Raw genomic sequence first — 24623 nt, 5'->3', positions numbered from 1 at the left:
GGCTCAAAGCTCCGCGCCTTCCACCAAAAATCGCACCCGCTTTTGGCCCTGCCACTCGTCGGCGTCCAGCCGATAAGCCAGTTTCACCCGTGCAGGCAAAGGCTCGGTGCGGCCAAACCAGATACCGTCGACCGGCTGGCCTTGGTGTTTCATCTTGAGTGACAGGTGCTTTTCGCCCACCAGCCGCTGCGACACCACTTCGATTTCTTCGCAAAACACGGGCGGCGCAAAACCTTGCCCCCAGACTTCGTGGTGCAGCATCTCCACCAAGTCCACCCGGCGGTATTCGGCGGGCAAGGGGCCGTCGGTTTCCAAGCGGCGCTGCAGCGTGGCGGCGTCCAGCCATTCCAGCGCCACTTGGCTCAGCGTTTCCTCGAACACATCCAGGTGTTCTTCGTCAATGGTGCAGCCCGCCGCCATGGCATGGCCGCCAAAGCGCAGCAGCACGCCGGGCGCGCGTTTGGCCACAAGGTCGAGCGCGTCGCGCAAATGGAAGCCTGCAATCGAGCGGCCCGAGCCCTTGAGTTCGTGTTCTTTGCCCGGTGCGCTGCTGGCAGCAAAGACAAAGGTGGGGCGGTGCAGTTTGTCCTTGATGCGCGAGGCCACGATGCCCACCACGCCTTCGTGAAAATCCGGATCGAACACGCAAATGGCGGGTGGTGGCTCGTCGCCTTCGTCAAAAAGCGACTCGGCCATCTCCATCGCCATCTCGCGCATGTCGCCCTCGATCACGCGGCGCTCGCGGTTGATCGCGTCCAGCTGTTTGGCCAGTTCGTCGGCGCGGCCCGTGTCGTCGGTCAGCAGGCACTCGATGCCCAGCGTCATGTCGGCCAGACGGCCTGCGGCGTTGATGCGCGGTCCCAAAGCGAAGCCAAAGTCAAAGGTGGTGGCTTTGGCGGTTTCGCGGCTGGCTGCACGCATCAGCGCCGCCATGCCCGGCGGCAAAGCACCCGCACGCACGCGGCGCAGGCCTTGCGCCACCAAGCGGCGGTTGTTGGGGTCGAGCTTGACCACGTCGGCCACGGTGCCCAAAGCCACCAGCGGCAGCAGGGCGTCCAGCCGGGGCTGGTTGCTGGCATCAAATACCCCTCTTTGGCGCAGCTCGGCCCGCAGGGCCAGCAGCACATAAAACATCACGCCCACGCCCGCGATGGATTTGCTGGTGAAGTTGCAGCCCGGTTGGTTGGGGTTGACGATGACTTCGGCGCTGGGCAATTCGCTGCCCGGCAGGTGGTGGTCGGTCACCAGCACCTGCAGGCCCAGCGCTTGCGCCGCCTGCACACCCGCCACGCTGGCGATGCCGTTGTCCACGGTGATCAAGACATCTGCGCCCTGGGCGTGCACCCGCTGGGCGATGGTGGGGGTCAGGCCATAGCCGTCCACCACCCGGTCGGGCACCAAATAGCTGACGTTTTGGGCGCCCAGCATGCGCAGACCGCGCACGCCCACGGCGCAGGCCGTGGCCCCGTCGCAGTCGTAATCGGCCACGATGCACAGGCGCTTGCTCTGCGCCATGGCGTCAGCGAGCATCTTGGCCGCTTCGTTGGTGCCCAACATGCCGGCCGGAGGCAGTAGCAAGTTCAGCGCGTCGTCGAGTTCGTCTTTGGACTGCACGCCACGGGCCGCATACAGGCGGGCCAGCAGCGGGTGGATGCCCGCTTGTTCCAGTGCCCAGGCGCTGCGGGGTGGCACATCTCGGGTGAGCAAATTCATGGGGTGATCAAGGCGGTCAATGCCGCCGCAGGTGAGGTTTTGTTGAAGACACGCGCAATGCGCTGGTGCCAGGCGGCAGGGGCGGGCGTGTAGGTGTGGGCGGTGTGCTCGCTGCACAGGCTGAGCGTGCCCTGACCGGTGGCTTTCAGGTGCTTGAGCATGTCGGCCACCGCTGTGGCGTCCAGCGTTTGCCAGGTTTTTCGCCAGGTTTGCATGTCGCCGTGCAAGGCGCTGGAGCGCAAGGCCTCTGACACGGTCACGGACTGCGCCGTCGCTTGGCTGCCCACAGGCAAGGTGCCTGCGCCGTGCATCCAAAAGGCATTGACGGTGTGCTGCCTGCGGGCGTCGCGGGCATCGTTGACCGGGTGGTTGTACAGCAGCATCTGCATCTCGCTTTGCAGACGCTGCAAAGGCCGCAAGGCCGGGTGCTCGGGCATCCAGTGCTTCACGTTTTGGCCAATCACACGGTCCAGCGAGGCGGCGGGCACGTCGGCCAGCATCTTGCCTTGGGCATGCCAGCGCAAAGCGCTGTGCCAGGTGACTTGCAGGCCGTCTTCTTGCAAAAACGGCTGCATGGCCTGCAGCAGTTGCTGTGATTCTTCGTCAGACAGGTGCAAATGCGAAGGGTCGGCCATCACCACTTGGTCCATGCCAATTTGCCAGTGGCAGGGCGTCATCCAGGCTTGTGGGGCGGCACTGACTGCGCCTTGCTGTGACTGGTGCCATGCGGCCCAGGGCAGGGTGTCGGTCTCGTGGGGCCAGCCCAGGGCTTGGGCTTGCAGGCGTTCGTGTGGCAGGTGCAGCGGTGTGCGTTCGGCGTCTTGCAGCACCTGCTGGCGCTGCAAAAGGGCCAACAGCGCTTGCAAATTCGGCAAGGGTAAGCCCGCCAAAGCCTCTTGGCCGTTGAAGCTGTGGCTGGCCGCGTAGGGAATGATCAGGTGCATGGGCCCGATTGTCGCAGGCCCCCTCTTTAGAGCCAGCGGGGCCTGATGAATTTCAGGACCGGTGCAAATGACGCAAGGACATGCGCTCGATGAGCTTGTCTTTCAAAATCCAGTGGTGACCCAAGGCGGCAGCTATGTGCAATCCGATCAGCCAATAGCTGACCACACCCATGGTTTCGTGCAAATCCTTGATTTGTTTGGAAAAAGCTTTGTCCGGTGCGATCAACGCAGGCAACTCAAACCCCAAAAATGGGATGGGTTTTCCGGCTGCACTCAGGGACAACCAACCTAACAGGGGCATGCCAATCATCACGACGTAAAGCGCAATATGGGCCAACTGAGCCAAGCCATTGACCAAAGCCCCACCCGGAATAGGGGCGGGTTTGGGCTGTGGAGTGAGGACTCGGCTTGCGATGCGCAACAAAGCCAGGGACAACACGACCAGGCCGACGATGAAATGAATGGTTTTCATCATCTCGCGCGGTTCAGTGCCTTTTTCAAACAGCACACGCAATTCAATGCTGGCAAATACGGCGATGAAAAGCCCAAACATGATCCAGTGCAATGCGATCACGGTGGGGCTGTAATGCGCTGCAGCGGGCGTGTTCGTGGAGGATGGGATTTTCATGGCAGTGGTTAAAAATGAGTTATTTGGTTTGTTAATTATTCTTGCGCTAGATGATGTCAGTCTGAAGACACAGGCCTTCAGAAGTTGGCCAGGGTCCGCGCCCTTGCACAGGGCGCTCAGCCTGCGTGTCCGGGTCTTGGGTCGATATGGGGCGATCCGCTTGGGGTATTCGTCACAATAGGGCCATGTCATTTTTCAAAAACATTCCCTACGAGCTGGTGCTGGGTTGGCGCTATACGCGTGCAGGCCGCGCCACCCGGCGCAATGGCTTCATTTCCTTTATCTCGGGTGTGTCCATGATGGGCATTGGCCTGGGCGTGGCGGCGCTGATCATCGTGCTGAGCGTGATGAACGGGTTTCAAAAAGAAGTGCGCGACCGCATGCTGGGCGTGGTCTCGCACATCGAGGTCTATGCCGCCGATGGCGCTGCCGTGGCCGATTTGCCTGCTTTGCTGGCTCGCCTGAAGGCCCACCCGCAGGTGGTGGGTGCGGCGCCCTTCATCACGGCGCAGGCTTTGCTGGCGCGGGGCGAGGACATGAAGGGCGTGCTGGTGCGCGGCATTGACCCGGCCTTGGAGCCTGAAGTCAGTGATTTGTCATCGGACACGCAGGTCGGGGTGTTGTCGCGTTTGCAATCGGGCGGTTTTGGTTTGGTGTTGGGGCGCGATTTGGCCAGCAACCTGGGGGTGCAGTCGGGCGACCCGGTGACTTTGGTCTCTCCTTCGGGCCAGATCACACCTGCGGGCGTGGTGCCGCGCATGAAACAGCTGGGTGTGGTGGGCACGTTTTCTTCAGGCCACTACGAATACGACTCGGCCCTGGCGCTCATGCACGTTGATGATGCTGCCCGCATGTTCCGCTTGGAAGGCCCCAGCGGCGTGCGCCTGAAGTTGCGTGATTTGCATTTGGCGCGTGAAGTGGCGCGTGACTTGCAATTGGTTTTGGGCCCGCAGTTTTTTGTGCGCGACTGGACCCAGCAAAACAAGACCTGGTTTGCTGCCGTGCAGGTCGAAAAACGCATGATGTTCATCATCCTCACCCTCATCGTGGCGGTGGCGGCCTTCAACCTGGTCAGCACGCTGGTGATGACAGTCACCGACAAGCGCGCCGACATCGCCATCTTGCGCACGCTGGGTGCCAGCCCACGCAGCATCATGGGCATATTTGTGGTGCAAGGTGCCACCGTGGGCGTGATCGGCACCATGAGTGGCTTGTTGTTGGGCCTGTTGGTGGCCTTCAACATTGACGTGATCGTGCCCGCGCTGGAAACGCTGTTCAATGCCAGCTTTTTGCCACGCGACATTTACCTGATCAGCCGCATGCCCAGCGAACCGCTGGCCAGCGACATTTTCCCGGTGGCGATCATTTCCTTGGTGCTGGCTTTTGTGGCCACGCTCTACCCCAGCTGGCGTGCCAGCCAGGTCAATCCGGCAGAGGCGCTGCGTTATGAATGAGATGAAAAACGAAGTGGTGCTGAAGGCCCAGGGCCTGACCAAGCGCTTCACCGAAGGGCGTTTGGACGTGACCGTGCTGCAAGGCGTCGATCTGGAGGTCCACGCAGGACAGACCTTGGCCATCGTGGGTGCTTCGGGTTCGGGCAAAAGCACCTTGCTGCATTTGCTGGGCGGGCTGGATGCGCCCACCCAGGGCACGGTGCAGCTCAAAGGGCAGTTGTTGTCGGCCTTGAGTGCCACCGAGCAAGGCCAGTGGCGCAACCGCTACCTCGGCTTTGTCTACCAATTCCACCATTTGCTGCCCGAGTTCAGCGCTTTGGACAACGTGGCCATGCCCTTATGGATTCGCAGGCAAGACCGCGCCGAAGCCGCCGCTGTGGCTACCCAGTGGTTGCAGCGTGTGGGCTTGGGTGAACGTGTTCACCACCGTCCTTCAGAGCTGTCAGGTGGCGAGCGCCAGCGCGTGGCCCTGGCCCGCGCCTTGGTGAACGACCCGGCCTGTGTGCTGGCCGACGAGCCCACCGGCAACCTGGACCGCGAAACCGCCGACGGTGTGTTTGCGCTGATGCTGCAACTGGCCCGCGAACGTGGCACCGCTTTTGTGGTGGTCACGCACGACCAGGCCTTGGCCGCACGCTGCGACCGGCAGTTGCACTTGGTCAAGGGCGTGCTGCAAGCACCTGTTTGAGTCCGCTAGAAAATTCTGACGCAGGATGTGGATCGACACCCATTGCCATCTGGATGCGGCCGAGTTTGACGCCGACCGCGATGCGGTGCGCCATGCGGCCCGACAGGCGGGTGTAGCGCGCTGCGTGATCCCGGCGGTGCACGCCAAACACTGGGCCGAAGTGGCGCAATTGGCCGAGCAGCATGGCGATGCCTATGCTTTGGGCATCCACCCTATGTATGTGCCGCAGGCCCAAGAGGCCGATTTGCTATTGCTTGACCGTGCCCTGACCGAGCGCTGTGGTGACCCGCGCTTGGTGGCGGTGGGCGAGATCGGTCTGGATTTTTTTGTACCTGCGCTGTGCACAGCCGAGATGCGCGCACGCCAATGGTTTTTTTACACCGCGCAACTGAAACTGGCGCAGCAGCACGGTCTGCCCGTGATCTTGCATGTGCGCCGTTCAGCCGATCTTTTGCTCAAAGGCTTGCGCCAGTGGCCGGTCACTTCGGGCATCGCGCACGCCTTCAATGGCAGCAGCCAACAAGCGCAAGCTTTTGTCGACCGGGGCTTTGCTTTGGGTTTTGGCGGCACGCTGACGTACGAGCGGTCTTTGCAGCTGCGCCGCTTGGCCTGCGATCTGCCTTTGAGCGCCATCGTGCTGGAAACCGATGCGCCCGACATTCCGCCGCACTGGCTTTACCAAACCGCAGAGCAGCGGGCGCAGGGCGCAGCACAAGGGCGCAACAGTCCGGCCGAGTTGCCCCGCATCGCGCAGGTGCTGGCCGAATTGCGGGGCGCATCGCTTGCCGATGTGGCCGCAGCCACCTGTTGCAATGCGCAGCGGGCCTTGCCCAAACTGGCGGCTTTATGACGGCGTGTGTACCTGGGGTGCCCCCGGTTGCGGGCACGCCCACCCGTTTGCAAGGGCTTCCGCCTTTGGTGGGGCCCCACACGCGGGTGCTGGTGCTGGGCAGTTTCCCCAGCGTCAAGTCCTTGCAGTTGCAGCAGTATTACGCCCACCCGCAAAACCATTTTTGGCCCATCATGCAGGCCCTGTGGCCCGATGCGCCTTGGCCGGGCGACAAAGATTACGCGTGGCGCTGCCAGTGTTTGCTGGCGCAGGGCGTTGGCGTGTGGGATGTGTATGCGCAATGCGAGCGCGAGGGCAGCCTGGACAGCGCCATTCGTGCGGCGCAGCTGAACGACTTTCCGGCTTTGCTGAAGCGCTGCCCCAACTTGGACGTTATCGCCCACAACGGCGGCGAAAGCTTTCGCCACGCCAAAGCGCTCGGAAAAATGCTGGCGTTGGCCGGTTTGGCCGAAAGAGTTGAGCTGCATCGCCTACCATCGACCAGTCCAGCGAATGCGTCGTGGACCTTTGAACAAAAACTCACTGCCTGGCGGGCAGTGCTGACCCCATGAGCCGAAAAAAATCCTCCACCCCCAGCCTTGAGCTGCCCGAAGTCAATTTCTCCGAAGACGGCGAGATCCGTTACCTGCACTTGGGCACCGAATGGATTCAGGGCTCGATGTTCCTGGACAGGCCCTTCGACATCGAGCTGGAATATGTACAGCGCATGTTTGGCTGGTTGCTCTTTTTCCCGCACGCGGAAGTCAAGGGCGCGCACGCCATGCAGCTGGGTTTGGGCGCGGGCACCATCACCAAGTTTTGCTACAAAAAACTCAAGATGACCTGCACTGCGGTCGAGCTCAACCCCGGTGTGCTGCACGCCTGCCGGGGCTGGTTCCGTCTGCCGCCGGACGACGAGCGCTTGCGTGTCGTGCTGGCCGATGCGGCCCTGGAAATTCAAAAGGACGAATGGCGTGGCACGGTCGATGCCCTGCAAGTCGATCTGTATGACGAAGAAGCGGCTGCGCCTGTGCTGGATACGCCCGACTTTTACCGTCACTGCCGTGAACTGCTGACCCAGCAAGGCTGTATGACTGTGAATTTGTTTGGCCGTTCGTCCAGTTATGGCGAAAGCGTTGAGAAGATTTGCGCGGCATTTGGCGAAGACGCGGTGTGGATTTTCAAACCCACCCGTGAAGGCAACGCCATTGTGCTGGCCCAGCGCACCGCCACTCGCCCGTCGCGCGATGCCCTGATGTCGGCTGCCGCCGCCATGGAGACCCAATGGGGTCTGCCCGCACCGAAATGGCTCAAGGTCTTCAAACCCTTGACCAAATAAGTCCACGCCAAGCCACGCCGTAGCATGTGCATGCACGAAGATTACCTAGGGTAAACCATGGGTTCTTTGCCCCTGAGGCATAGGTGTAAGCCACATCGCTGCAGCGGCAATGTTCACGCAGAATCTCAACAACTCAAATCAGAGGAGATATCTCGTGAACATCAAGAGTCAAAAAGACTTTTTTTCCGGACTGTTCTACACAGTCACAGGTGCAGCCTTCGCCTACGGAGCCACCAACTACACAGTCGGCAGTGGTGCCCGCATGGGGCCCGGCTATTTTCCGTTGTTGCTGGGCATTTTATTGGCCGTGATCGGTGCCTTCGTCATGTTCAAGTCTTTGACGGTCGAGACCCAGGACGGTGAAAAGATTGGGGCATGGGCCTGGAAGCCTTTGTTCTTCATCATTGCCGGCAACGTGCTGTTTGGCATTTTGTTGGGCGGGTTGCCCAGTTTGGGTCTGCCTGCCATGGGTTTGATCGTGGCGATTTTTGGCACCACCCTGGTGGTCAGCTTGGCAGGTGACACCTTCAGGCTCAAAGAAGTGCTGGTTCTGGCGACGATCTTGTCGATCGGCAGCTACGGCGCTTTCGTGTTGCTGCTCAAACTGCAGTTTCCCGTCTGGCCCACATTCATCACCGGTTGAGGAGAGAAATTCATGGAACTGTTTGACAATCTTGCTCTCGGTTTTGGGGTCGCGTTCACCTTTCAAAACCTGCTTTACGCGCTGATTGGTTGCCTTTTGGGCACCCTGATTGGTGTGTTGCCTGGTATTGGCCCAGTGGCCACCATCGCCATGCTGCTGCCTGCCACCTACGCACTGCCTCCAGTGGCTGCGTTGATCATGCTGGCCGGTATTTATTACGGCGCTCAATACGGCGGCTCCACCACCGCCATCTTGGTTAACTTGCCCGGTGAAGCCTCGTCGGTCGTGACCATGATCGATGGTTACCAAATGGCCCGCAAAGGCCGCGCTGGCCCTGCTTTGGCCGCGGCTGGTCTGGGTTCTTTCTTTGCCGGTTGCGTGGGAACTCTGGTTTTGGCGGCCTTCGCTGGCCCCTTGACCGAAGTGGCTTTCAAGTTTGGTCCTGCTGAATATTTCTCGCTGATGATTTTGGGCTTGATCGGTGCTGTGGTGCTGGCTTCTGGCTCCTTGGTTAAAGCGGTGGGCATGATCGTGCTGGGTTTGTTGATGGGCCTGATCGGCACCGACGTGAACTCTGGCGTGGCACGTTTCAGCTTCGATATTCCTGAATTGACCGACGGCGTGGGTTTCATCACCATCGCCATGGGCGTGTTCGGTTACGGCGAGATCATCTCTAACTTGTCCCAAAAAGAAGAAGACCGCGAAGTTTTCACCGCCAAGGTGACGGGGCTGATGCCGACCGCTGAAGACTTCAAGAACATGGTTCCAGCAGTCTTGCGCGGTACTTTCTTAGGCGCTGCTTTGGGCATTTTGCCCGGTGGCGGTGCCTTGCTGGCTTCTTTTGCGGCATACACAATTGAAAAGAAAACCAAGCTCAAACCAGGCGAAGTGCCTTTTGGTCAAGGCAACATCCGTGGTGTGGCTGCACCTGAGTCGGCCAACAACTCGGCTTCGCAAACCTCTTTCATTCCTTTGCTGACTTTGGGCATCCCACCCAACGCGGTGATGGCTTTGATGGTGGGTGCCATGACCATTCACAATATTCAGCCTGGCCCTCAGGTCATGACCAGCAACCCCGAGTTGTTCTGGGGCCTGATTGCTTCGATGTGGATCGGTAATGCGATGTTGGTGATCCTGAACCTGCCGTTGATTGGCATCTGGATCAAGTTGCTGTCGGTGCCTTACCGCTGGTTGTTCCCCGCCATCGTGCTGTTCTGTGCGATTGGTGTTTACTCGACCAACAACAACACCTTCGATATCTGGCTGGTGGCTTTGTTTGGTGTGGTGGGTTACAGCTTCATTAAGCTGGGCATGGAGCCTGCACCTTTGTTGTTGGGCTTCATCTTGGGCCCGATGATGGAAGAAAATCTGCGCCGAGCTATGTTGCTGTCACGCGGCGACTGGAGCGTGTTTGTCACGCGTCCTTTGTCTGCCAGCTTGTTGGCTGCTTCGCTTGTTCTCTTGGTGATCGTGACCTTGCCATCGATCAAGTCCAAGCGCGAAGAGGCTTTCGTGGAAGAGTGATTTTTTCCACTTGACTGTGTACAACGGCCTCTTCGGAGGCCGTTGTCATTGGTACTGCACGTATCGAGTGTGGCCATGTCACTTGGGTGCAGCATGCACGCACTGTGTCTGAGAAAATCGTCTTCTTTGTTGCTTGGCAAGTTCGTCTTGCAGAGGATTGCTTCCATGAAAAAAAGACATTTCCTGAGTGGTTTGTGTGTCGCGGCCCTTGCCTTTGGCAGTGGCGGCATGGCGCAAGCCCAGTCCTACCCCGTCAAATCCGTGCGTTTGATCGTGCCGTTCCCGGCCGGTGGTGCCACCGATTTGTTTGCCCGAACGCTGTCACAAAAGCTCGGCGAAAAAATGGGCACGACGCTGGTGGTCGAGAACCGCCCAGGCGCTGGCGGCACTCTGGGCTCCGACTTGGCAGCCAAGGCCAGCCCCGATGGCTACACCTTGTTGCTGTCCACCTCCAGCACGCACTCGATTGGCCCGAACCTGAACCCGCGCATGCCCTATGACGCGGTCAAAGACTTCACCCCTATCAGCCAAGTGGGCAACGCGCCCAGCATCATGCTGGTGCCCAACAGCTCCCCAGCCAAGACGGTGAAGGAATGGATCGAGTACGCCCAAAAAAATCCGGGTCGCTTGAACTACGCCTCTAGCGGCAACGGCACCATCGTGCAGTTGACGGCCGAGTTGTTCAAAGCCCAGGCCAATCTGTTTGTGGTGCACATACCCTACAAAGGCACGGCTTTGGCCATTCCCGACCTCGTCAGTGGCAAAGTGGACGTGCTGTTTGACAGCTTGCCCACCGGCTTGCCGCATGTGCGCGATGGCCGTTTACGTGCGCTGGGTGTGACATCGCTCAAAGCCACGCCGCTGGCTCCAGGTGTGCCGCCAATCGCCGATGTTTTGCCTGGTTACGAATCCACCACCTGGTTTGGCTTGTTTGGCCCCAAGGGTTTGCCGCCTGAGGTGGTTGCCCGCGTCAACACCGCTGCCAACCAAGTGTTGCAAGACCCAGAAGTCATCGACAAGCTGCAACGCTTTGGCATCGAGCCCGTGGGCGGCACGCCAGCGCAATTTACCAGCATGCTGGCCAAAGAGTCAGCCAAATGGAAAAAGACCATTACCGAACGCAAGATCACCCTGGACTGACATGCATTTTCAAAACCAATACCCCTACACCAGCACCCGCTTGCCCCTGTTTGCCCGCAACGTGGTGTCCACCTCGCACCCGCTGGCCGCGCAAGCGGGCTTGCGCATGATGCTCAAGGGCGGCAACGCGGTCGATGCCGCCATCGCCGCGGCGGCCGTCATCACCTTGACCGAGCCCGTGAGCTGCGGCCTGGGCTCGGATGCGTTTGCCATTTTGTGGGACGGCAAAGAGCTGCACGGCCTGAACTCGTCAGGCCCGGCCCCCGCCACCTGGACGCCTGATTACTTTCACCGCAAATACGGCACCGATGCCCTCACGCCACCCAAGCGGGGCTTTGACTCGGTCACCGTGCCCGGTGCGGTGGCGGGTTGGGTCGCTTTGAGTGAGCGCTTTGGCAAGTTGCCTTTTGCCGACCTGCTGGAGCCCGCCATCGAAGTGGCTGAGCGCGGTTATTTGATTCCTGTGGTGGTGCAGCAAAAGTGGGCAGCGGCCACGCCCGAGCTGCAGTCGCAACCCGGTTTTGCGCAGAGCTTTTTGCCTTGGGGCCGTGCGCCCGAGGTGGGTGAGCTGTTTCAGTTCAAAAACGCGGCGCGAGGCCTCAAAGCCATTGCCGCAACCAAGGGCCAGGCTTTGTACGGTGGCGAGATTGCCGAGGCCATTGAACGCTTTGCCAAAGAAAATGGCGGCAGCATCACCGCCAAAGACTTGGCCGACTTCAAGCCCGAGTGGGTCAAGCCGATTGCGCAAGACTACCGGGGCTACACCCTGCACGAGATTCCGCCCAACGGGCAGGGCATCGCCGCGCTGATCGCCCTCGGAATTCTGTCCAACTTTGACTTGGCCAGCCACGCTGTGGACGGTGTCGATTCGCAGCACCTGCAAATCGAAGCCATGAAGCTGGCCTTTGCCGATGTGTACCGCTATGTGGCCGATCCACGCTACATGGAAGTCACGCCTGAGCAGATGCTGGACCCGGCCTATTTGGCCAGCCGTGCCAAGCTCATCGACATGAAGAAGGCGCAAAACTTCCAGGCCGGCAACCCGGTCAAGGGCGGCACGATCTACCTCACGGCTGCCGATGAAAACGGCATGATGGTCAGCTTCATCCAGAGCAATTTCATGGGTTTTGGTTCGGGCGTGGTGGAGCCGACTTACGGCATCAGCCTGCAAAACAGGGGGCACGGTTTCAGCACCAACCCCCATGGCCCGAACATGGCCAATCTGGTCATGCCCGGCAAACGGCCTTTCCAGACCATCATCCCGGCCTTCCTGACCCAAGACGGCCAGCCGGTCATGAGCTACGGCGTGATGGGCGGCAATATGCAACCGCAGGGTCACATGCAAACCCTGGTGCGCATGCTCGACTACAAGCAAAACCCGCAAGCCGCTTGCGACGCACCGCGCTGGCGTTACAACACCGGCATGAACATCAACGTCGAAGCCGCGATGAATGGCCAGACCGTGCAGGACCTGATCGCCCGTGGTCATCAGCTGGACATCATCAACGACTCTTACCAAGACTTTGGTGCAGGCCAGTTCATTTGGCGCATGGGCGATCCAGCGGTAGAGGGCTACATGGCCGCCAGCGACCCACGCCGTGACGGGCAGGCTGTGGGCTTTTGATGCGCCCCTGCGCAACGCTACTTGCGCTCGTCCTTGCAGGTCTTTTGTCCGGCAGTCCGGCATGGGCCGAGCCGGTTTCTTGCGGCGTGGTGTTGATGCATGGCAAATGGGGAATGCCCCAATCGCCTAACCTCAAGCTTGTGGTGCAAAAGCTCGAGCCCGCTTGCCAGGTCAAGTTGCTGGAGATGCCCTGGTCTCGCCTGCGTTTGTATGACAAACCCTACGCCGAAGCTGTGGCGCAAATCCGCCAGGCTGTGAGCGAGTTCAGACAAGCGGGTGTGCAATGGGTCGCCGTGGGTGGGCAAAGTTTTGGTGCCAACGCCACGTTGGCGTACATGGCCCAAGTGGGTGATGTCGACGCAGTGCTGCCCATGGCACCGGGCCATGTGCCTGAAAACTTTTATCCGATACCTGAAGTTCGTCGCGGCATTGATGCCGCACGTCAAGCGGTGGCATCCGGGCAAGGCGATGCTTTGGTGGAGATGACCGACATCAACCAAGGCCAGCGCCGGGTGGTCAAGGCCCCTGCGGCTGCGTTGTGGAGTTATTTTGATCCGCAGGGCTGGGGCAATATGGCACTCAGCGCCCAGAACTCTCGCAAACCTGTACCGGTGTTCTGGGCCATTGGCACCCATGACTCGCTGTACCCTTCCAGCTCTGCCGCGATTTACCAAAAATTGCCTGCGCACGCTGACAGCCAATACCTGGTGGTGCAAGCGAACCATGCCACTACACCCGAGGTCGCGTCTGAAGCGTTGTTGAACTGGGTCAAAGCCCGCACGGGCCGTTGAACCATGCCTTCTTTCAAGTCTTCCAATATGACGGCCGGTTTGCTGATGGCCATGGCCGGTTCTATCGCCTTCAGTGGCAAGGCCATCATCGTCAAGCTGGCTTACCGTCATGGCGTGGACGCGGTCACGCTGGTCATGTACCGCATGCTGTTTGCCTTGCCCCTGTTTTTGCTCATGGCCTGGTGGGCCGGGCGCGGCAAGCCCCGCATCGCCGGGCGTGACTGGCTGGGCATTTTGGGCTTGGGTTTCAGTGGTTACTACCTGGCTTCATTTCTGGACTTTTGGGGGCTCGAATACATCAGCGCCTCGCTGGAGCGCTTGATCCTTTACCTCAACCCCACGCTGGTCTTGGTGCTGGGCTGGTTGCTTTATGGCCGCAAGATCAGTTATCGCCAAGGCGTGGGCATGCTGATCAGCTATGCCGGTGTGATGCTGGTGTTCGGACACGAAGCGGCTTTGGATGGCAAGAACGCCGTTTTGGGCGCAGCGCTGGTGCTGGGCAGCGCCATCAGTTACGCGCTGTACCTGAGCTACAGCGGCCAGATGGTGCAGCGCCTGGGTTCTTTGCGGTTGGCGGGCTGGGCCACCTCGGTGGCTTGCGTGTTTTGCATCGGCCAGTTTGTGGTGTTGCGCCCGTTATCGACGGCGCTGGTGGCCGAGCCCGTGCTTTGGTTGTCGCTGCTCAACGCCACTGCCTGCACGGCCGTGCCCGTGGTGCTGGTCATGATGGCCATCGAACGCATCGGCTCGGGCCTCACGGCACAGACGGGCATGATTGGCCCGATGTCCACGCTGCTCATGGGCGTGCTCATTTTGGACGAGCCCTTCAACATGTGGATTGTGGGCGGCACCGTGCTGGTGCTGTCCGGCGTTTTCTGGGTGACTCGTTCACCCAAAGTTTGAAATCAACTGGAGATCAAGATGGATTTAGGCATTGCAGGCAAATGGGCTTTGGTGGGTGGCGCGAGCAAAGGCTTGGGCTGGGGTTGCGCACGCGCCTTGGCCCTGGAAGGCGTGAACGTGGTCATGGTGGCGCGAGGCGCCGAGGTGCTGAACAAGGCGGTTGAAGACTTGCGTGCCGAAACAGGCGGCCAAGTGCAATTGATTGCCGTGGCGCAAGACATCACCACCGAAGCCGGGCGCGAAGCCATCTGGAACGTGGCCGGTGGCCCCGGCAAAGACTACGACATCGTGGTGACCAATGCGGGCGGTCCGCCTCCGGGCGACTTCCGTGACTGGGACCGTGAGGCCTGGCTCAAGGCCATCGACGGCAACATGCTCACGCCGATTGAGCTGATCAAAGCCACGGTCGACCGCATGGCGGCACGCGGGTTTGGCCGCATCATCAACATCACCTCCAGCGCAGTGAAAGCGCCCATCGATGTACTGGGCCTGTCCAACGGCGCACGCAGTGGCCTGACGGGTTTTGTGGCTGGCGCATCGCGCAGCAAAATCGCCACGCAAGGCGTGACCATCAACAACTTGCTGCCCGGCAAGTTCGACACCGACCGCATCCGCGCCACGCTGCCTGCGATGGCACAAAAACAGGGCAAGACGGTGGAAGAAATGCGTGCCATCCAGCAAGCGCAAATTCCGGCAGGGCGCTATGGCAACCCGCAAGAGTTTGGTGCGATCTGCGCCTTCTTGTGCAGCCAGCAAGCGGCCTACATGACGGGGCAAAACGTGCTGGCCGATGGCGGGGCTTACGCTGGGACGTTTTGACAGTGGCTTGGTGACTTGGCTGAGGGTTTGCAATGGCTATTGGGCCATTGCAGTGGCCCTGGTTTGTTTTTTAGCTTGAGGTCAGTGGTCTTTTTTAGGCTGGAAGCAGCCCTTGGAAGCTGTACGATTGACAGATAGCATTCGATCAATAGCTGACGCTCGAAGATGGCCGCCTTAGCCTAGAGCGCACGGACGCTATCCATTAGGCATGCTGATAATCAGTCACCACGAATCAACAAGGAGCCCGCATGCAACCAAAAACCATCGCCGAGCAGCTGTTCTTTACGACGGTGCGAATCGATACGATTGCCGGAAATGGTGCGCCTGGTTCTGGTACGGGGTTCTTTTTTTCTCACAAAATTGGCGAAGAAAACTACCCATTTGTGGTGACGAACAAGCATGTAGTGGAAGGCATGAATGAGGGGGCGTTGACATTCCTCCAACGTCGGGATGCTGCTCCCATTCTCGGAAATGGTTTTCGTCTCCGTATTGATAATTGGGCACAGGTTTGGTTCGGTCATCCGGACCCGAATGTTGATATCGCCATTTGCCCTTTCGCACCACTGGAAGCGCACGTGAAGCATCAGCACAATGTTGATCTCTTCTATCGCTATGTTTCGAATGACATGATTCCAACGCCGCAACAGATTTCAGAGTTGGATGCGGTGGAATCGGTAACCTTTATTGGCTATCCGAACGGTGTTTGGGATAGCAAGAACCTACTGCCTGTAGCACGCCGTGGAAGCACGGCGAGCCCCCTTGAAGTGGACTTCGAGGGTTCTCCGCGTTTCCTCGTCGATGCGTCAGTATTCGGTGGCTCTAGTGGCAGTCCAGTTTTCATATTGAATCAGGGCTCATGGGCCACGAAAGATGGTGGTCTTGTAGCAGGATCTCGCCTTCACTTCATAGGGGTAGTTGCTGCAGTTTTTTACCGTACCCATCTGAATCAAATCATTCCTGTTCCGATTCCCACACAAGTTCAGCCAATGGCACAACAGCAGGAGATGATCGACCTCGGAATCGTATTCAAAGCGCGTACTGTTGTTGAGACCATTGAAGCGTTCCTAGATGCGAATAACGTATCCATGGCTGCGCCCATCACGTCTTCGCTTGTCTAACAACAACATATTCCTGCAATAGGGGGTAGGCGTGAAAGCCAGAAAGTCGATCGCTGTACCGGAACTGCCTGCAAATATGAGCGACTTGACACGAGCGGCACTCCAAGAGCTGGAGCCCGCCGGGCCTCCGCGTTCGCCTGAGGAAGGACGCGGGCTAATGTTGTCGGCGCGAACAGAGGCCGGTCGAAGCCTTCCGCCCTACTACCTTGTCTATTTTCTTCTCGTTGATCTACTCAAGTTCCCGAGTCTTGGTCAAGGGGAAAAGACCGCGTGGACGGTACCCGTCAGGTTCCGCGGTCGCCTGTACGGCATAGAGCATCGAAAGATGGGTCTCGGCGTCTTCGAGCCCAATCTCGACCCTAACTCGAGAATGAGCGGTCGGCCAAGTCAGCAAGGTGAAAAGGACGCGACCGCTATTGTCGAAGCGATCAAGAAGGCCGTCTCAGTTGCAGCCCCATACTTCCAGTGGCGTGCACAGCAAGCAATTGCGACATCTGATCTGAACGTCGTCAACAAAAACTCTGATCTGTTCGAGCGCTACGAGTATTTTCGCGACCAATTCAACGCACAGATCGTTGAAAGCAAAGCGCTGGAAAGTAAGGCGAAGGACAGAGTAAGCGAATCCTCTGGGACGTTCAAATCCGAGCTCATCTCATCGTGGTTGTCGGTTAAGAAGCAAGTGAACTGGCATGCGCTGGCTGCCATTGAAGCTTTCTTCAGTTGGACTGAGCACGCGTTTATCCATCTCGCGATACTTCAGGGAAAGCTGAACGTCGGTACGCAAGTCGCGGAACTCGCCGAGGACAACTGGAATGCGAAATTCAAGGCCGCACTCGACATCTCGAATAAAGACACCAAAGCGCACTACGACAAGCTCTTGGATCTTCGTGCGCAGGTAAGGAACTTCGTGGCTCACGGGGCGTTTGGCAAAGAGGGCCAGGCGTTTCTTTTCCACTCGGGTGCGGGCTCCGTCCCCGTTCTGCTGAACAACGACCGAGACCATCAAGTGAGCTTCACAGGTCGCGTCGCCTTCGATGAGGTGGCGGCGATAACGGAGATCGGCTCGTTTCTTGACCACCTATGGGCGGGAGCACTGGTGCCCGCAAGGCACTATCTCTTCAGTGACCTTCCTAGCATTCTGTCGTATGCGACTGATGGTACCTACGCACGCGCTATGCAGTCCGAGGAGGACATGCTCAGTTTCGTTGACGGCCTGACTCGTCGGTTCGAGCAGGCTGCGGACATGGATTGGTAGACCCGCGATGCTGCAGAAACGCACGGTAGTATCGGCGCAAATGACTATTAAGATGCCTCCACTATGGGCGGTTTGAGTATGGCGGCTCGTTGATTTCGCGAGCAGAGATATTTGCTTGACCTCGACGGCTGGCGTCCGCTTTGCAGCGTCATCCTCCGGTCGCCTGAACAACTGGAAGACTGCAATCGCTGCAAAAGAGTCTTTTGCTAAATTACCACCTGCACTCGCAGCATGAATCCACTTCAGAAATTCCTGATGCAGCAGGACAAAATTCTTGTGGTTTATTGCCGGGCCGTCACCACAATCCCGCCCACAATCAGCGCGAACACAGCCACGTGATACAGGTGGTGCAACTCACCCAAAAATGCAGCCGAGAAGATGGCCTTAAACAGTGGTGTGAGGTTGGCAAAGAATCCGGCCACTGCAGAAATCCGCTTCCCCAAGTCGCCCGCAAAAAACTGTTGACGCGTACTTGGCCTGTGCCATCTGGTGCCACGCCTGCCATGGTTTGTTCTTGTCAGTTGTCCAGGGTGTCGGGCTTGTTGAGCGATTTCTTGTCTTCAGACTGCAAGCGCCGTTCGACCTTTTTGACGTCTTCTTCCGGGGGCAGGCTTTCGGGGCGAATGCCTCGTTCCAGCAGGGTGTTGCGCACCGCTTGGTTGTTGGTGATGTGCTCTTTGGAGATTTGCCCCTCTCGGTCCATCTGGTGTTGGCGGGCGTTGAAGATGGTGATTTCGGTGGCGAAGTCTTTGGCCTTGAGCAAAATCGTGGGCGCAAAGTCGGCCAGAGGGCGGCTGTCGGACACTTTCCACTGGGCTTTCATGGCCTGGGTGCTTTTGCCAAACAGGGCGTGGTCGCCTTTGCTGCGGATGAGCGCAAAGTCTTGGTTGCCGCCAGTCTGTTCGTAGATGACTTGTGAGAGTTCTTTTTCTGTCTCGGTGAATTTTTTGCGTGCGTGGATGCGTTCACCGTCCAGCATGCGTTGCTCGATCAGCTCGGCCTTTCGGGTTTGCACCGCAAAGTAGGTCTGGGCAAAAGCAATTTCGGCTTTGCGCGGGTCACCGTTTTGCGCAATCAGGTAACACGCATAGCGGGTGACCATGATGTCGTCGATTTCGCGCTGGCTACCCGAGCCCAAGTCGACCATTTTGTTGACGTCAACAAAATGGTCTGTGACCCGTTGACCACTCACTTCGCAGGCGGTCTTGGCCTTGCTGATCACGAGTCCAAAGTTGCGCCATTCCGCGTAGCCCAGGAGGTGCTGAATGTCTCTCGCCAGCCAGTACTCCACGCCAGTTTCGGTCTGTTGTGCATGGCCCTCAAAGGTGTCTGTGAGGGTTTGGATCAACTCTTTTTTCATGGTGCGGCTCCCTTTTGACCTCGTTCAGCATGGCGTTCAATTGCGCCTGTACCTTGCCTGCAAAGTCTTTTTGCATGGCGTACACGTCGGTGAATTCAGCTTGGCGACGTGATACTTTGATTTTTTGGGTGGGCTGTCCCGTTTCATCCAGCTCCCAGCGCTGACTTGGATGGTCTCAGGGCGAGTTGAGGATGGGTTTTTCGAAAAAGAGGTTGCTCATCCGGCTACAAGTTCTATTTTTAAAATGAGTTCTATCGTAATCGGAAAACACATTTTTCTAGTGACTCGCCCGGAAGTTAGGTCAATGCCTAGACGACACCCAAATCCCGCCAATGATCAGCGCAAATGCTAACGCGTGATACAGGTGGGGCAACTCACCCAAAAATGCAGCCGAGAAGATGGCCGCAAACAAGGGTGTGAGGTTGGCAAAGAAACCGGCCACGGCAGGTCCGGCTTGCTGCACGCCGATGCCCCAGCAGCGGTAGGCCAGCACCGCAGGTCCCACGGCCACAAAGGCAAGTGCGCTGATCAGTGGCCAACCCCAAGTGATGTGGGCGTCGGTCAAGGTCCATTCCAGCCCGGCAAACAGGCCTGACCAGACTAGACCAAACACCACTTGCGCCAGCAAGAAGGCGGCCCAGTCGTTGCGGATGGCATCGGGCTCGTCGCGGCGGCTGAGCAACCAGCTGTACCAGGACCAGCAAGCCACGGCCAGCAAAACGAACAGGTCGCCCGCCACCAGGCGGACCGCCATGAGCTGCGCCCAATCGCCCCGCGACATCACCACCAACACGCCGAGTATGGAGAGCGTCGCGCCATAGACTTGTGCGCGGCGCACCGGAGCCTGGAAAAAAAGCGCCCCGATGGCCAGCATCCACACGGGGCCACTGGCGGCCACCAAGGTCACGTTGAGCGGGGTGGATGTTTGCAAGGCCAGGTATTGCAGCGCGTTATAGCAACCCACGCCCAACAAGCTGAGCAGTGCAAAGCGCCGCCAGTGTGACCACAGTCCACTGCTGCGCCGCAACACCCAAGAGGCCAGTGGCAGCAAGATGAGCAAGGCGACGGCCCAGCGTAAAAAGTTGAGTGTGATGGGCGGCACCAAGGTGCTGACCAGTCGGCCCACCACCGCATTGCCTGCCCAAAGCAGGGGGGGGACCGTTAGGAGCAGGGCGGTCATGGGCGAGAGTTTTTGAGACATGCGGCACTGTATCGGCATTCGGGTTTTCCCGCTGTCGCGAAGCTGTCCCCGCCCCGCACACAGGCATGAGATTCGTGGCAAAGTCACGCATCGTTTGCTTTCACCCATTCAGGAGAATTCCATGAGCCTTGCAGTCCAGATCGACCAAAACGGCGGCCCCGAAGTCATGAAACTGGTCGATGTGACCGTGGGTGAGCCCGGCCCCGGCGAGATTCGCATCCGCCACAAGGCCATCGGCTTGAACTTCATTGACGTGTACCAGCGTGGTGGTTTGTACCCGCTGCCCATGCCGCTCAAGCTGGGCATGGAAGCCTCGGGCGTGGTCGAGGCGGTGGGCGAGGGCGTTACGCATTTGAAAGTGGGTGACCGCGCAGCCTATGCCAGCCAGCCGCCCGGCAGCTATTGCGAGGTGCGCGTGATGCCTGCCAAGTGTGTGTGCAAATTGCCCGATGCGATCTCGTTTGAGACGGGCGCGGCCATGATGCTCAAGGGCCTGACGGCGCAATATTTGCTCAAGCGCACGCTGCCCCAGGGTGGCCTGAAGGCCGGGGACTTTGTGCTGTTTCATGCCGCTGCCGGTGGTGTGGGCCTGATCGCTTGCCAGTGGGCCAAGGCTTTGGGCTTGCGCTTGATTGGCACAGCGGGCAGCGATGCCAAGTGCGCATTGGCCAAAGCCAACGGTGCCGAGTTTTGCATCAATTATTCGACCGATGACTTCCAGGCTCGGGTGAAAGAAATCACGGGCGGCAAAGGTGTGAAGGTGGTTTACGACTCGGTGGGCAAAGACACTTGGGACAAATCACTCGACTGCCTAGCCCCGTTTGGCCTGATGGCCAGCTTTGGCAATGCTTCGGGCGCGGTAGCGCCGTTCTCGCCGGGCATTTTGGGCCCCAAGGGTTCGGTCTATGTGACGCGCCAGACTTTGTTCAGCCACATCACCACGCGTGAAAGCACCCAAGAGATGGCCGATGATTTGTTCGAGGCGGTGACCAGTGGCAAGGTCAAGATCCACATCGACCAGACCTTCCCCTTGGCCAATATCCAGGATGCGCACATCGCCCTGGAAGCCCGCAAGACAACGGGTTGCACCATCATCACGCTGTAAAAACGAGTCTGAATTGAAAAAGCCCGCTTCGGCGGGCTTTTTTGTGGGCGGATGCGAATCAGCGACCGCGTCTCACCCGCAAGATTTCATCCAGGATCAGCAAGGCTGCGCCCACGCTGATGCCGGCATCGGCCACGTTGAAAGCCGGGAAGTGCCAAGCGCCCCAATAAAAGTCCAGAAAGTCGACCACGTAGCCGTGTAGCAGGCGGTCCACGACGTTGCCAATGGCCCCGCCCAAAATGAGCGCGATGGCCAGGCTGAACAGTTTTTGGCCCGCATGTGAGCGCAGCATCCAGACCATGAACAGTGCAGCGACTACGCCGATGCCCGTGAAGAACCAGCGCTGCCAGCCGCCTGCACCTGCCAGAAACGAGAAGGCCGCACCGTGGTTGTGTGCCCGTACCAGGTTGAAAAACGAGGTGATCGGCGTGCTGTCACCCAGCTGAAAAGCGCCCAGCACCAGCACCTTGGTGAACTGGTCTAGCAAGAGCACCAAAAGGGCAATGCCCAGCCAGAGCGCCATGCCCTGGCTTTTGCTGGAGCCTCCATTGCCGAATTTTTTGGAGCTGGCCATGGGCTTGCCTTGTCTTTTAGGAGGGGGTGAAATTCAGGCGATCAAGCGCGTTTCGCCTGCGCCGTGCAGGTTGCTGACGCAGCGGCCACAAATCGTGGGGTGAGCGGCGTCGTGGCCCACGTCGTCAGCGTAGTGCCAGCAGCGTTCGCATTTGGTGGCTTGGCTGGCGGTCACTTGCACCGCCAGAGTTTCGCCCGCCTGCAAAGTCACTTTGGAGGTGATGAACACGAACTTGATGTCTTCGCCCAGGCTGGCCAGCAAGGCATGGTCAGCGGCAGGCGCTTGCAAGGTGATATCGGCTTGCAGCGACGCGCCCACTTGGCCTGCGGTGCGCAAGGTTTCGATGTCCTTGTTGACCAGATCGCGGATTTCGCGGATGCGGGCCCATTTGGCCAAAAGCGCGGTGTTTTCTGCCGCATCTGCCGAGCCGAAGTCGCTGAAGGTTTCCATGAAGATGGATTCGGATGTGCCGAAAGTGCCCCAGGCTTCTTCGGCCGTGAAGGACAGGAAAGGTGCCATCCAGCGCAGCATGCCGTGGGTGATGCGGTAGAGCGCTGTTTGCGCACTGCGGCGGGCCAACGATTTTGGGGCCGTGGTGTACAGGCGGTCTTTCAGCACGTCGAGATAAAACGCGCCCAGGTCTTCTGAGCAATAGATTTGCAACTTGGAGACCACGGGGTGGAACTCATACGCGTCGAAGTGGGCGCGGATATCGGCTTGCAACTCGGCCGCACGGGCCAGGGCAAAGCGGTCGATTTCCAGCAGCTGGTCATCGGGCACGGTGTCGGTGGCCGGGTTGAAGTCGCTCACGTTGGCCATCAAAAAGCGCAAGGTGTTGCGGATGCGGCGGTACGCATCGACCACGCGGGCCAGGATCTTGTCGTCGATGTTGAGGTCGCCCGAGTAGTCGGTGCTGGCCACCCACAGGCGCACGATTTCAGCGCCCATTTTGCTGTTGATGGTTTGCGGCTCAACGGTATTGCCCAGCGACTTGCTCATCTTGCGGCCTTGGCCGTCGGTGGCAAAACCGTGGGTCAACAGGCCCCGGTAAGGGGCGCGGTCGTAAAGGGCGCAGCCCAGCAGCAGCGAGCTGTGGAACCAGCCACGGTGCTGGTCGTGGCCTTCCAGGTACAGATCGGCCTCCGGGCCTTGGCCATGGAAAGGTGGCACGCCGTACGCGTCTTTGTGGCTGCCGCGCAGCACATGCTGGAAGGTGCTGCCCGAGTCGAACCACACTTCCAGAATGTCGGTGCTCTTGGTGTAGCTGGGGGCGTCGGTCGCGCCCAGAATCTCTTCGACCGTGACACGGCTCCAGGCTTCGATGCCGCCTTTTTCGACAATGTCAGCGGCCTGGTCCAGGATGGCCATGGTGCGCGGGTGCAGCTCGCCACTGTCTTTGTGCAAGAAGAAAGGCACGGGCACGCCCCACGAGCGCTGGCGCGAGATGCACCAGTCGGGTCGGTTGGCGATCATGTCGCGCAGGCGGGTTTTGCCGTTTTCGGGATAAAACTGGGTTTGCTCAATGGCGTCCAAGGCCAGCTGGCGCAGGGTCTTGGGGGCTTTGTCTTGGGTGAAGACACCCTCGCCCTCGTCCATGCGCACAAACCATTGCGCCGCAGCGCGGTAGATGACGGGGGTTTTGTGACGCCAGCAGTGCGGGTAGCTGTGGGTGATTTCGACTGTGGCCATCAGGCGGTCGCTTTGGCCCAGCACCTCGATCACGCGGGCACAGGCTTTCCAGATGTGCTGGCCACCGAAGAAGGGCAGCTCTTCGGCATACACGCCGTTGCCTTGAACCGGGTTGAGGATGTCGTCGTATTTCAGGCCGTGGGCCACACAGGAGTTGAAGTCGTCCACGCCATAGGCTGGGGCCGAGTGCACGATGCCGGTGCCGTCGGTGGCGGTCACGTAGTCGGCCAGGTACAGCGGCGAGGTGCGGCGGTAGCTGTATTCACCGCCTTCTTCGGCGGTCACGGTGTCGTGCAGCGGGTGGCGAAACACCAGGCCGCGAAGCTTCTCACCCACGGCGGTGGCGATCACGGTGCCTTGCAACTTGTAGCGCTCAAGGCATTTCTCGACCAAGCTGGCGGCCAGCAGCAGCACGCCACGGGGCGTGTCCACCAGCGCGTATTCCAGCTCGGGGTGGGCGTTGAGCGCCTGGTTGGCTGGGATGGTCCAAGCGGTGGTGGTCCAGATCACGGCAAAGGCTTTTTTGCCGCCTGTGGCCAGTGATTCGGGCAGTGCGCTCAGGCCAAAGGCTGCAGCCAATGCGGCGGTGTTGTCGGCTTCAAAGGCCACGTCCAGCGTGTCGCTTTTCTTGTCGGCGTATTCGATCTCGAATTCGGCCAGCGACGAGCCGCAGTCAAAGCACCAGTAAACGGGCTTGAGGCCGCGATAGACAAAGCCGCGCTCAATCACGCGCTTGAAGGCGCGAATTTCACCGGCTTCGTTGGCCGGGTCCATGGTGCGGTAGGGGCGTTCCCAGTCGCCCAACACGCCCAGGCGCTTGAAGTCTTCGCGTTGCTGGTTGATTTGCTCAGTGGCAAAGGCGCGGCTTTTGGCCTGCATGTCGTCTCGGCTCAGCTTGCGGCCATGCAGTTTTTCAATGGCGTTTTCGATCGGCAGACCGTGGCAGTCCCAGCCGGGGATGTATTGCGCATCGAAACCAGCGAGCTGCTTGGACTTGACGATCATGTCCTTGAGCACTTTGTTCAGCGCGTGACCAATGTGCAGTTTGCCGTTGGCGTAGGGCGGGCCGTCGTGCAGCACAAACAGCGGGGCACCTTGACGGGCTGCGCGCAGTTTTTTGTACAGGCCGCCTTCGTTCCAGTCGTTCACCCAGCCTGGCTCGCGTTTGGGCAGGTCACCGCGCATGGGAAAGGGCGTGTCGGCCAGATTGAGTGTGGCGCGGTAGTCGGTGCTGGCTGGGGTTGTGGCTTCGGTCATGGTGCTTCAAGTCGGGAGGGCTTCG

At 59.4% G+C, this 24623-nt stretch carries 22 protein-coding genes and 1 pseudogene; 15 read left to right on the top strand and 8 right to left on the bottom strand.

The genetic code is table 11. The features are described from left to right. Positions 1-3 precede the first annotated feature (3 nt). The 3 genes from recJ to ACZ5RG_RS10145 are packed head-to-tail and all read right to left on the bottom strand — an operon-like array spanning position 4 to position 3285. Positions 4-1713 carry a single-stranded-DNA-specific exonuclease RecJ gene (gene recJ, locus ACZ5RG_RS10155; RefSeq protein WP_315135532.1) on the bottom strand — a complete coding sequence of 570 codons (1710 nt, stop codon included), beginning with the start codon at positions 1711-1713 and terminating at the stop codon, positions 4-6. Continuing rightward, complete coding sequence (locus ACZ5RG_RS10150) at positions 1710-2657, bottom strand: hypothetical protein (RefSeq protein ID WP_312261479.1); 948 nt, start codon at positions 2655-2657, stop codon at positions 1710-1712. The genes recJ and ACZ5RG_RS10150 overlap by 4 nt, the downstream gene beginning before the upstream one ends. Positions 2658-2709: 52 nt before the next feature. Beyond that, positions 2710-3285, bottom strand: coding sequence for a cytochrome b (locus ACZ5RG_RS10145; protein ID WP_464446968.1), 576 nt, complete (start codon positions 3283-3285; stop codon positions 2710-2712). 185 nt (positions 3286-3470) lie between these two features. Here ACZ5RG_RS10145 and ACZ5RG_RS10140 point away from each other — a divergent pair, with 185 nt between their 5' ends. From ACZ5RG_RS10140 to ACZ5RG_RS10075, 14 genes are all read left to right on the top strand, one after another. After that, positions 3471-4739 carry a lipoprotein-releasing ABC transporter permease subunit gene (locus tag ACZ5RG_RS10140; protein ID WP_464446967.1) on the top strand — a complete coding sequence of 423 codons (1269 nt, stop codon included), beginning with the start codon at positions 3471-3473 and terminating at the stop codon, positions 4737-4739. Then, complete coding sequence (gene lolD / locus ACZ5RG_RS10135) at positions 4732-5427, top strand: lipoprotein-releasing ABC transporter ATP-binding protein LolD (RefSeq protein WP_298601000.1); 696 nt, start codon at positions 4732-4734, stop codon at positions 5425-5427. Before ACZ5RG_RS10140 ends, lolD begins: the two co-directional genes overlap by 8 nt. A gap of 25 nt (positions 5428-5452) precedes the next feature. Next, a complete protein-coding gene (locus ACZ5RG_RS10130) occupies positions 5453-6277 on the top strand; it encodes a TatD family hydrolase (RefSeq protein WP_464446966.1) in 825 nt (274 codons plus the stop codon). After that, positions 6274-6828 (top strand): DNA-deoxyinosine glycosylase, encoded by a 555-nt coding sequence (locus ACZ5RG_RS10125; protein ID WP_464446965.1) that lies wholly within the window; start codon positions 6274-6276, stop codon positions 6826-6828. Before ACZ5RG_RS10130 ends, ACZ5RG_RS10125 begins: the two co-directional genes overlap by 4 nt. Continuing rightward, on the top strand, positions 6825-7595 hold the full coding sequence (locus tag ACZ5RG_RS10120; RefSeq protein ID WP_298600991.1) for a class I SAM-dependent methyltransferase: 771 nt from the start codon (positions 6825-6827) through the stop codon (positions 7593-7595). Before ACZ5RG_RS10125 ends, ACZ5RG_RS10120 begins: the two co-directional genes overlap by 4 nt. A gap of 154 nt (positions 7596-7749) precedes the next feature. Next, positions 7750-8238 carry a tripartite tricarboxylate transporter TctB family protein gene (locus ACZ5RG_RS10115; protein WP_464446964.1) on the top strand — a complete coding sequence of 163 codons (489 nt, stop codon included), beginning with the start codon at positions 7750-7752 and terminating at the stop codon, positions 8236-8238. A gap of 12 nt (positions 8239-8250) precedes the next feature. Then, complete coding sequence (locus tag ACZ5RG_RS10110) at positions 8251-9762, top strand: tripartite tricarboxylate transporter permease (RefSeq protein WP_464446963.1); 1512 nt, start codon at positions 8251-8253, stop codon at positions 9760-9762. Between the two features lie 165 nt (positions 9763-9927). Continuing rightward, positions 9928-10902 carry a Bug family tripartite tricarboxylate transporter substrate binding protein gene (locus ACZ5RG_RS10105; protein ID WP_464446962.1) on the top strand — a complete coding sequence of 325 codons (975 nt, stop codon included), beginning with the start codon at positions 9928-9930 and terminating at the stop codon, positions 10900-10902. Position 10903: 1 nt separating this feature from the next. Continuing rightward, a complete protein-coding gene (locus ACZ5RG_RS10100; protein ID WP_298600980.1) occupies positions 10904-12526 on the top strand; it encodes a gamma-glutamyltransferase family protein in 1623 nt (540 codons plus the stop codon). Positions 12527-12639: 113 nt separating this feature from the next. Next, positions 12640-13317, top strand: coding sequence for an alpha/beta hydrolase (locus ACZ5RG_RS10095; protein WP_464446961.1), 678 nt, complete (start codon positions 12640-12642; stop codon positions 13315-13317). A 3-nt stretch (positions 13318-13320) separates the two neighbouring features. Then, positions 13321-14220, top strand: coding sequence for a DMT family transporter (locus ACZ5RG_RS10090; protein ID WP_464446960.1), 900 nt, complete (start codon positions 13321-13323; stop codon positions 14218-14220). A gap of 18 nt (positions 14221-14238) precedes the next feature. Beyond that, positions 14239-15039: an SDR family oxidoreductase gene (locus ACZ5RG_RS10085; protein ID WP_019430520.1), complete on the top strand. Its 801-nt coding sequence runs from the start codon at positions 14239-14241 to the stop codon at positions 15037-15039. 248 nt (positions 15040-15287) lie between these two features. Continuing rightward, on the top strand, positions 15288-16157 hold the full coding sequence (locus ACZ5RG_RS10080; protein WP_464446959.1) for a S1 family peptidase: 870 nt from the start codon (positions 15288-15290) through the stop codon (positions 16155-16157). A gap of 76 nt (positions 16158-16233) precedes the next feature. After that, positions 16234-17412, top strand: coding sequence for a hypothetical protein (locus tag ACZ5RG_RS10075; protein WP_464446958.1), 1179 nt, complete (start codon positions 16234-16236; stop codon positions 17410-17412). Positions 17413-17693: 281 nt separating this feature from the next. Here ACZ5RG_RS10075 and ACZ5RG_RS10070 read toward each other — a convergent pair. The 3 genes and pseudogenes from ACZ5RG_RS10070 to ACZ5RG_RS10060 all read right to left on the bottom strand — a co-directional run. Beyond that, positions 17694-17837 (bottom strand): annotated as a pseudogene (locus tag ACZ5RG_RS10070) (EamA family transporter); the annotation flags it as partial. Between the two features lie 92 nt (positions 17838-17929). After that, complete coding sequence (gene dinD, locus ACZ5RG_RS10065; RefSeq protein ID WP_464446957.1) at positions 17930-18772, bottom strand: DNA damage-inducible protein D; 843 nt, start codon at positions 18770-18772, stop codon at positions 17930-17932. Between the two features lie 301 nt (positions 18773-19073). Beyond that, entirely contained in the window at positions 19074-19973 is a 900-nt protein-coding gene (locus ACZ5RG_RS10060; RefSeq protein ID WP_464446956.1) for a DMT family transporter, read from the bottom strand. Positions 19974-20094: 121 nt separating this feature from the next. Between ACZ5RG_RS10060 and ACZ5RG_RS10055 the strand changes: the two genes are divergently transcribed. Further along, the gene (locus ACZ5RG_RS10055) at positions 20095-21078 is read left to right on the top strand and encodes a quinone oxidoreductase family protein (RefSeq protein WP_019430515.1); all 984 of its coding nucleotides are present in this window, start codon (positions 20095-20097) and stop codon (positions 21076-21078) included. Positions 21079-21136: 58 nt separating this feature from the next. Here the strand turns inward: ACZ5RG_RS10055 and lspA are convergent, their stop codons facing one another. Next, complete coding sequence (gene lspA, locus ACZ5RG_RS10050) at positions 21137-21652, bottom strand: signal peptidase II (RefSeq protein ID WP_298596908.1); 516 nt, start codon at positions 21650-21652, stop codon at positions 21137-21139. Between the two features lie 33 nt (positions 21653-21685). Further along, on the bottom strand, positions 21686-24598 hold the full coding sequence (ileS, locus tag ACZ5RG_RS10045) for an isoleucine--tRNA ligase (protein WP_464446955.1): 2913 nt from the start codon (positions 24596-24598) through the stop codon (positions 21686-21688). Positions 24599-24623: the final 25 nt, after the last annotated feature.

The organism is Limnohabitans sp. TEGF005 (genome assembly GCF_055394835.1).
The sequence above is the reverse complement of the archived record's forward strand: the minus strand, read 5'-3'. Positions and strand labels throughout refer to the sequence as shown.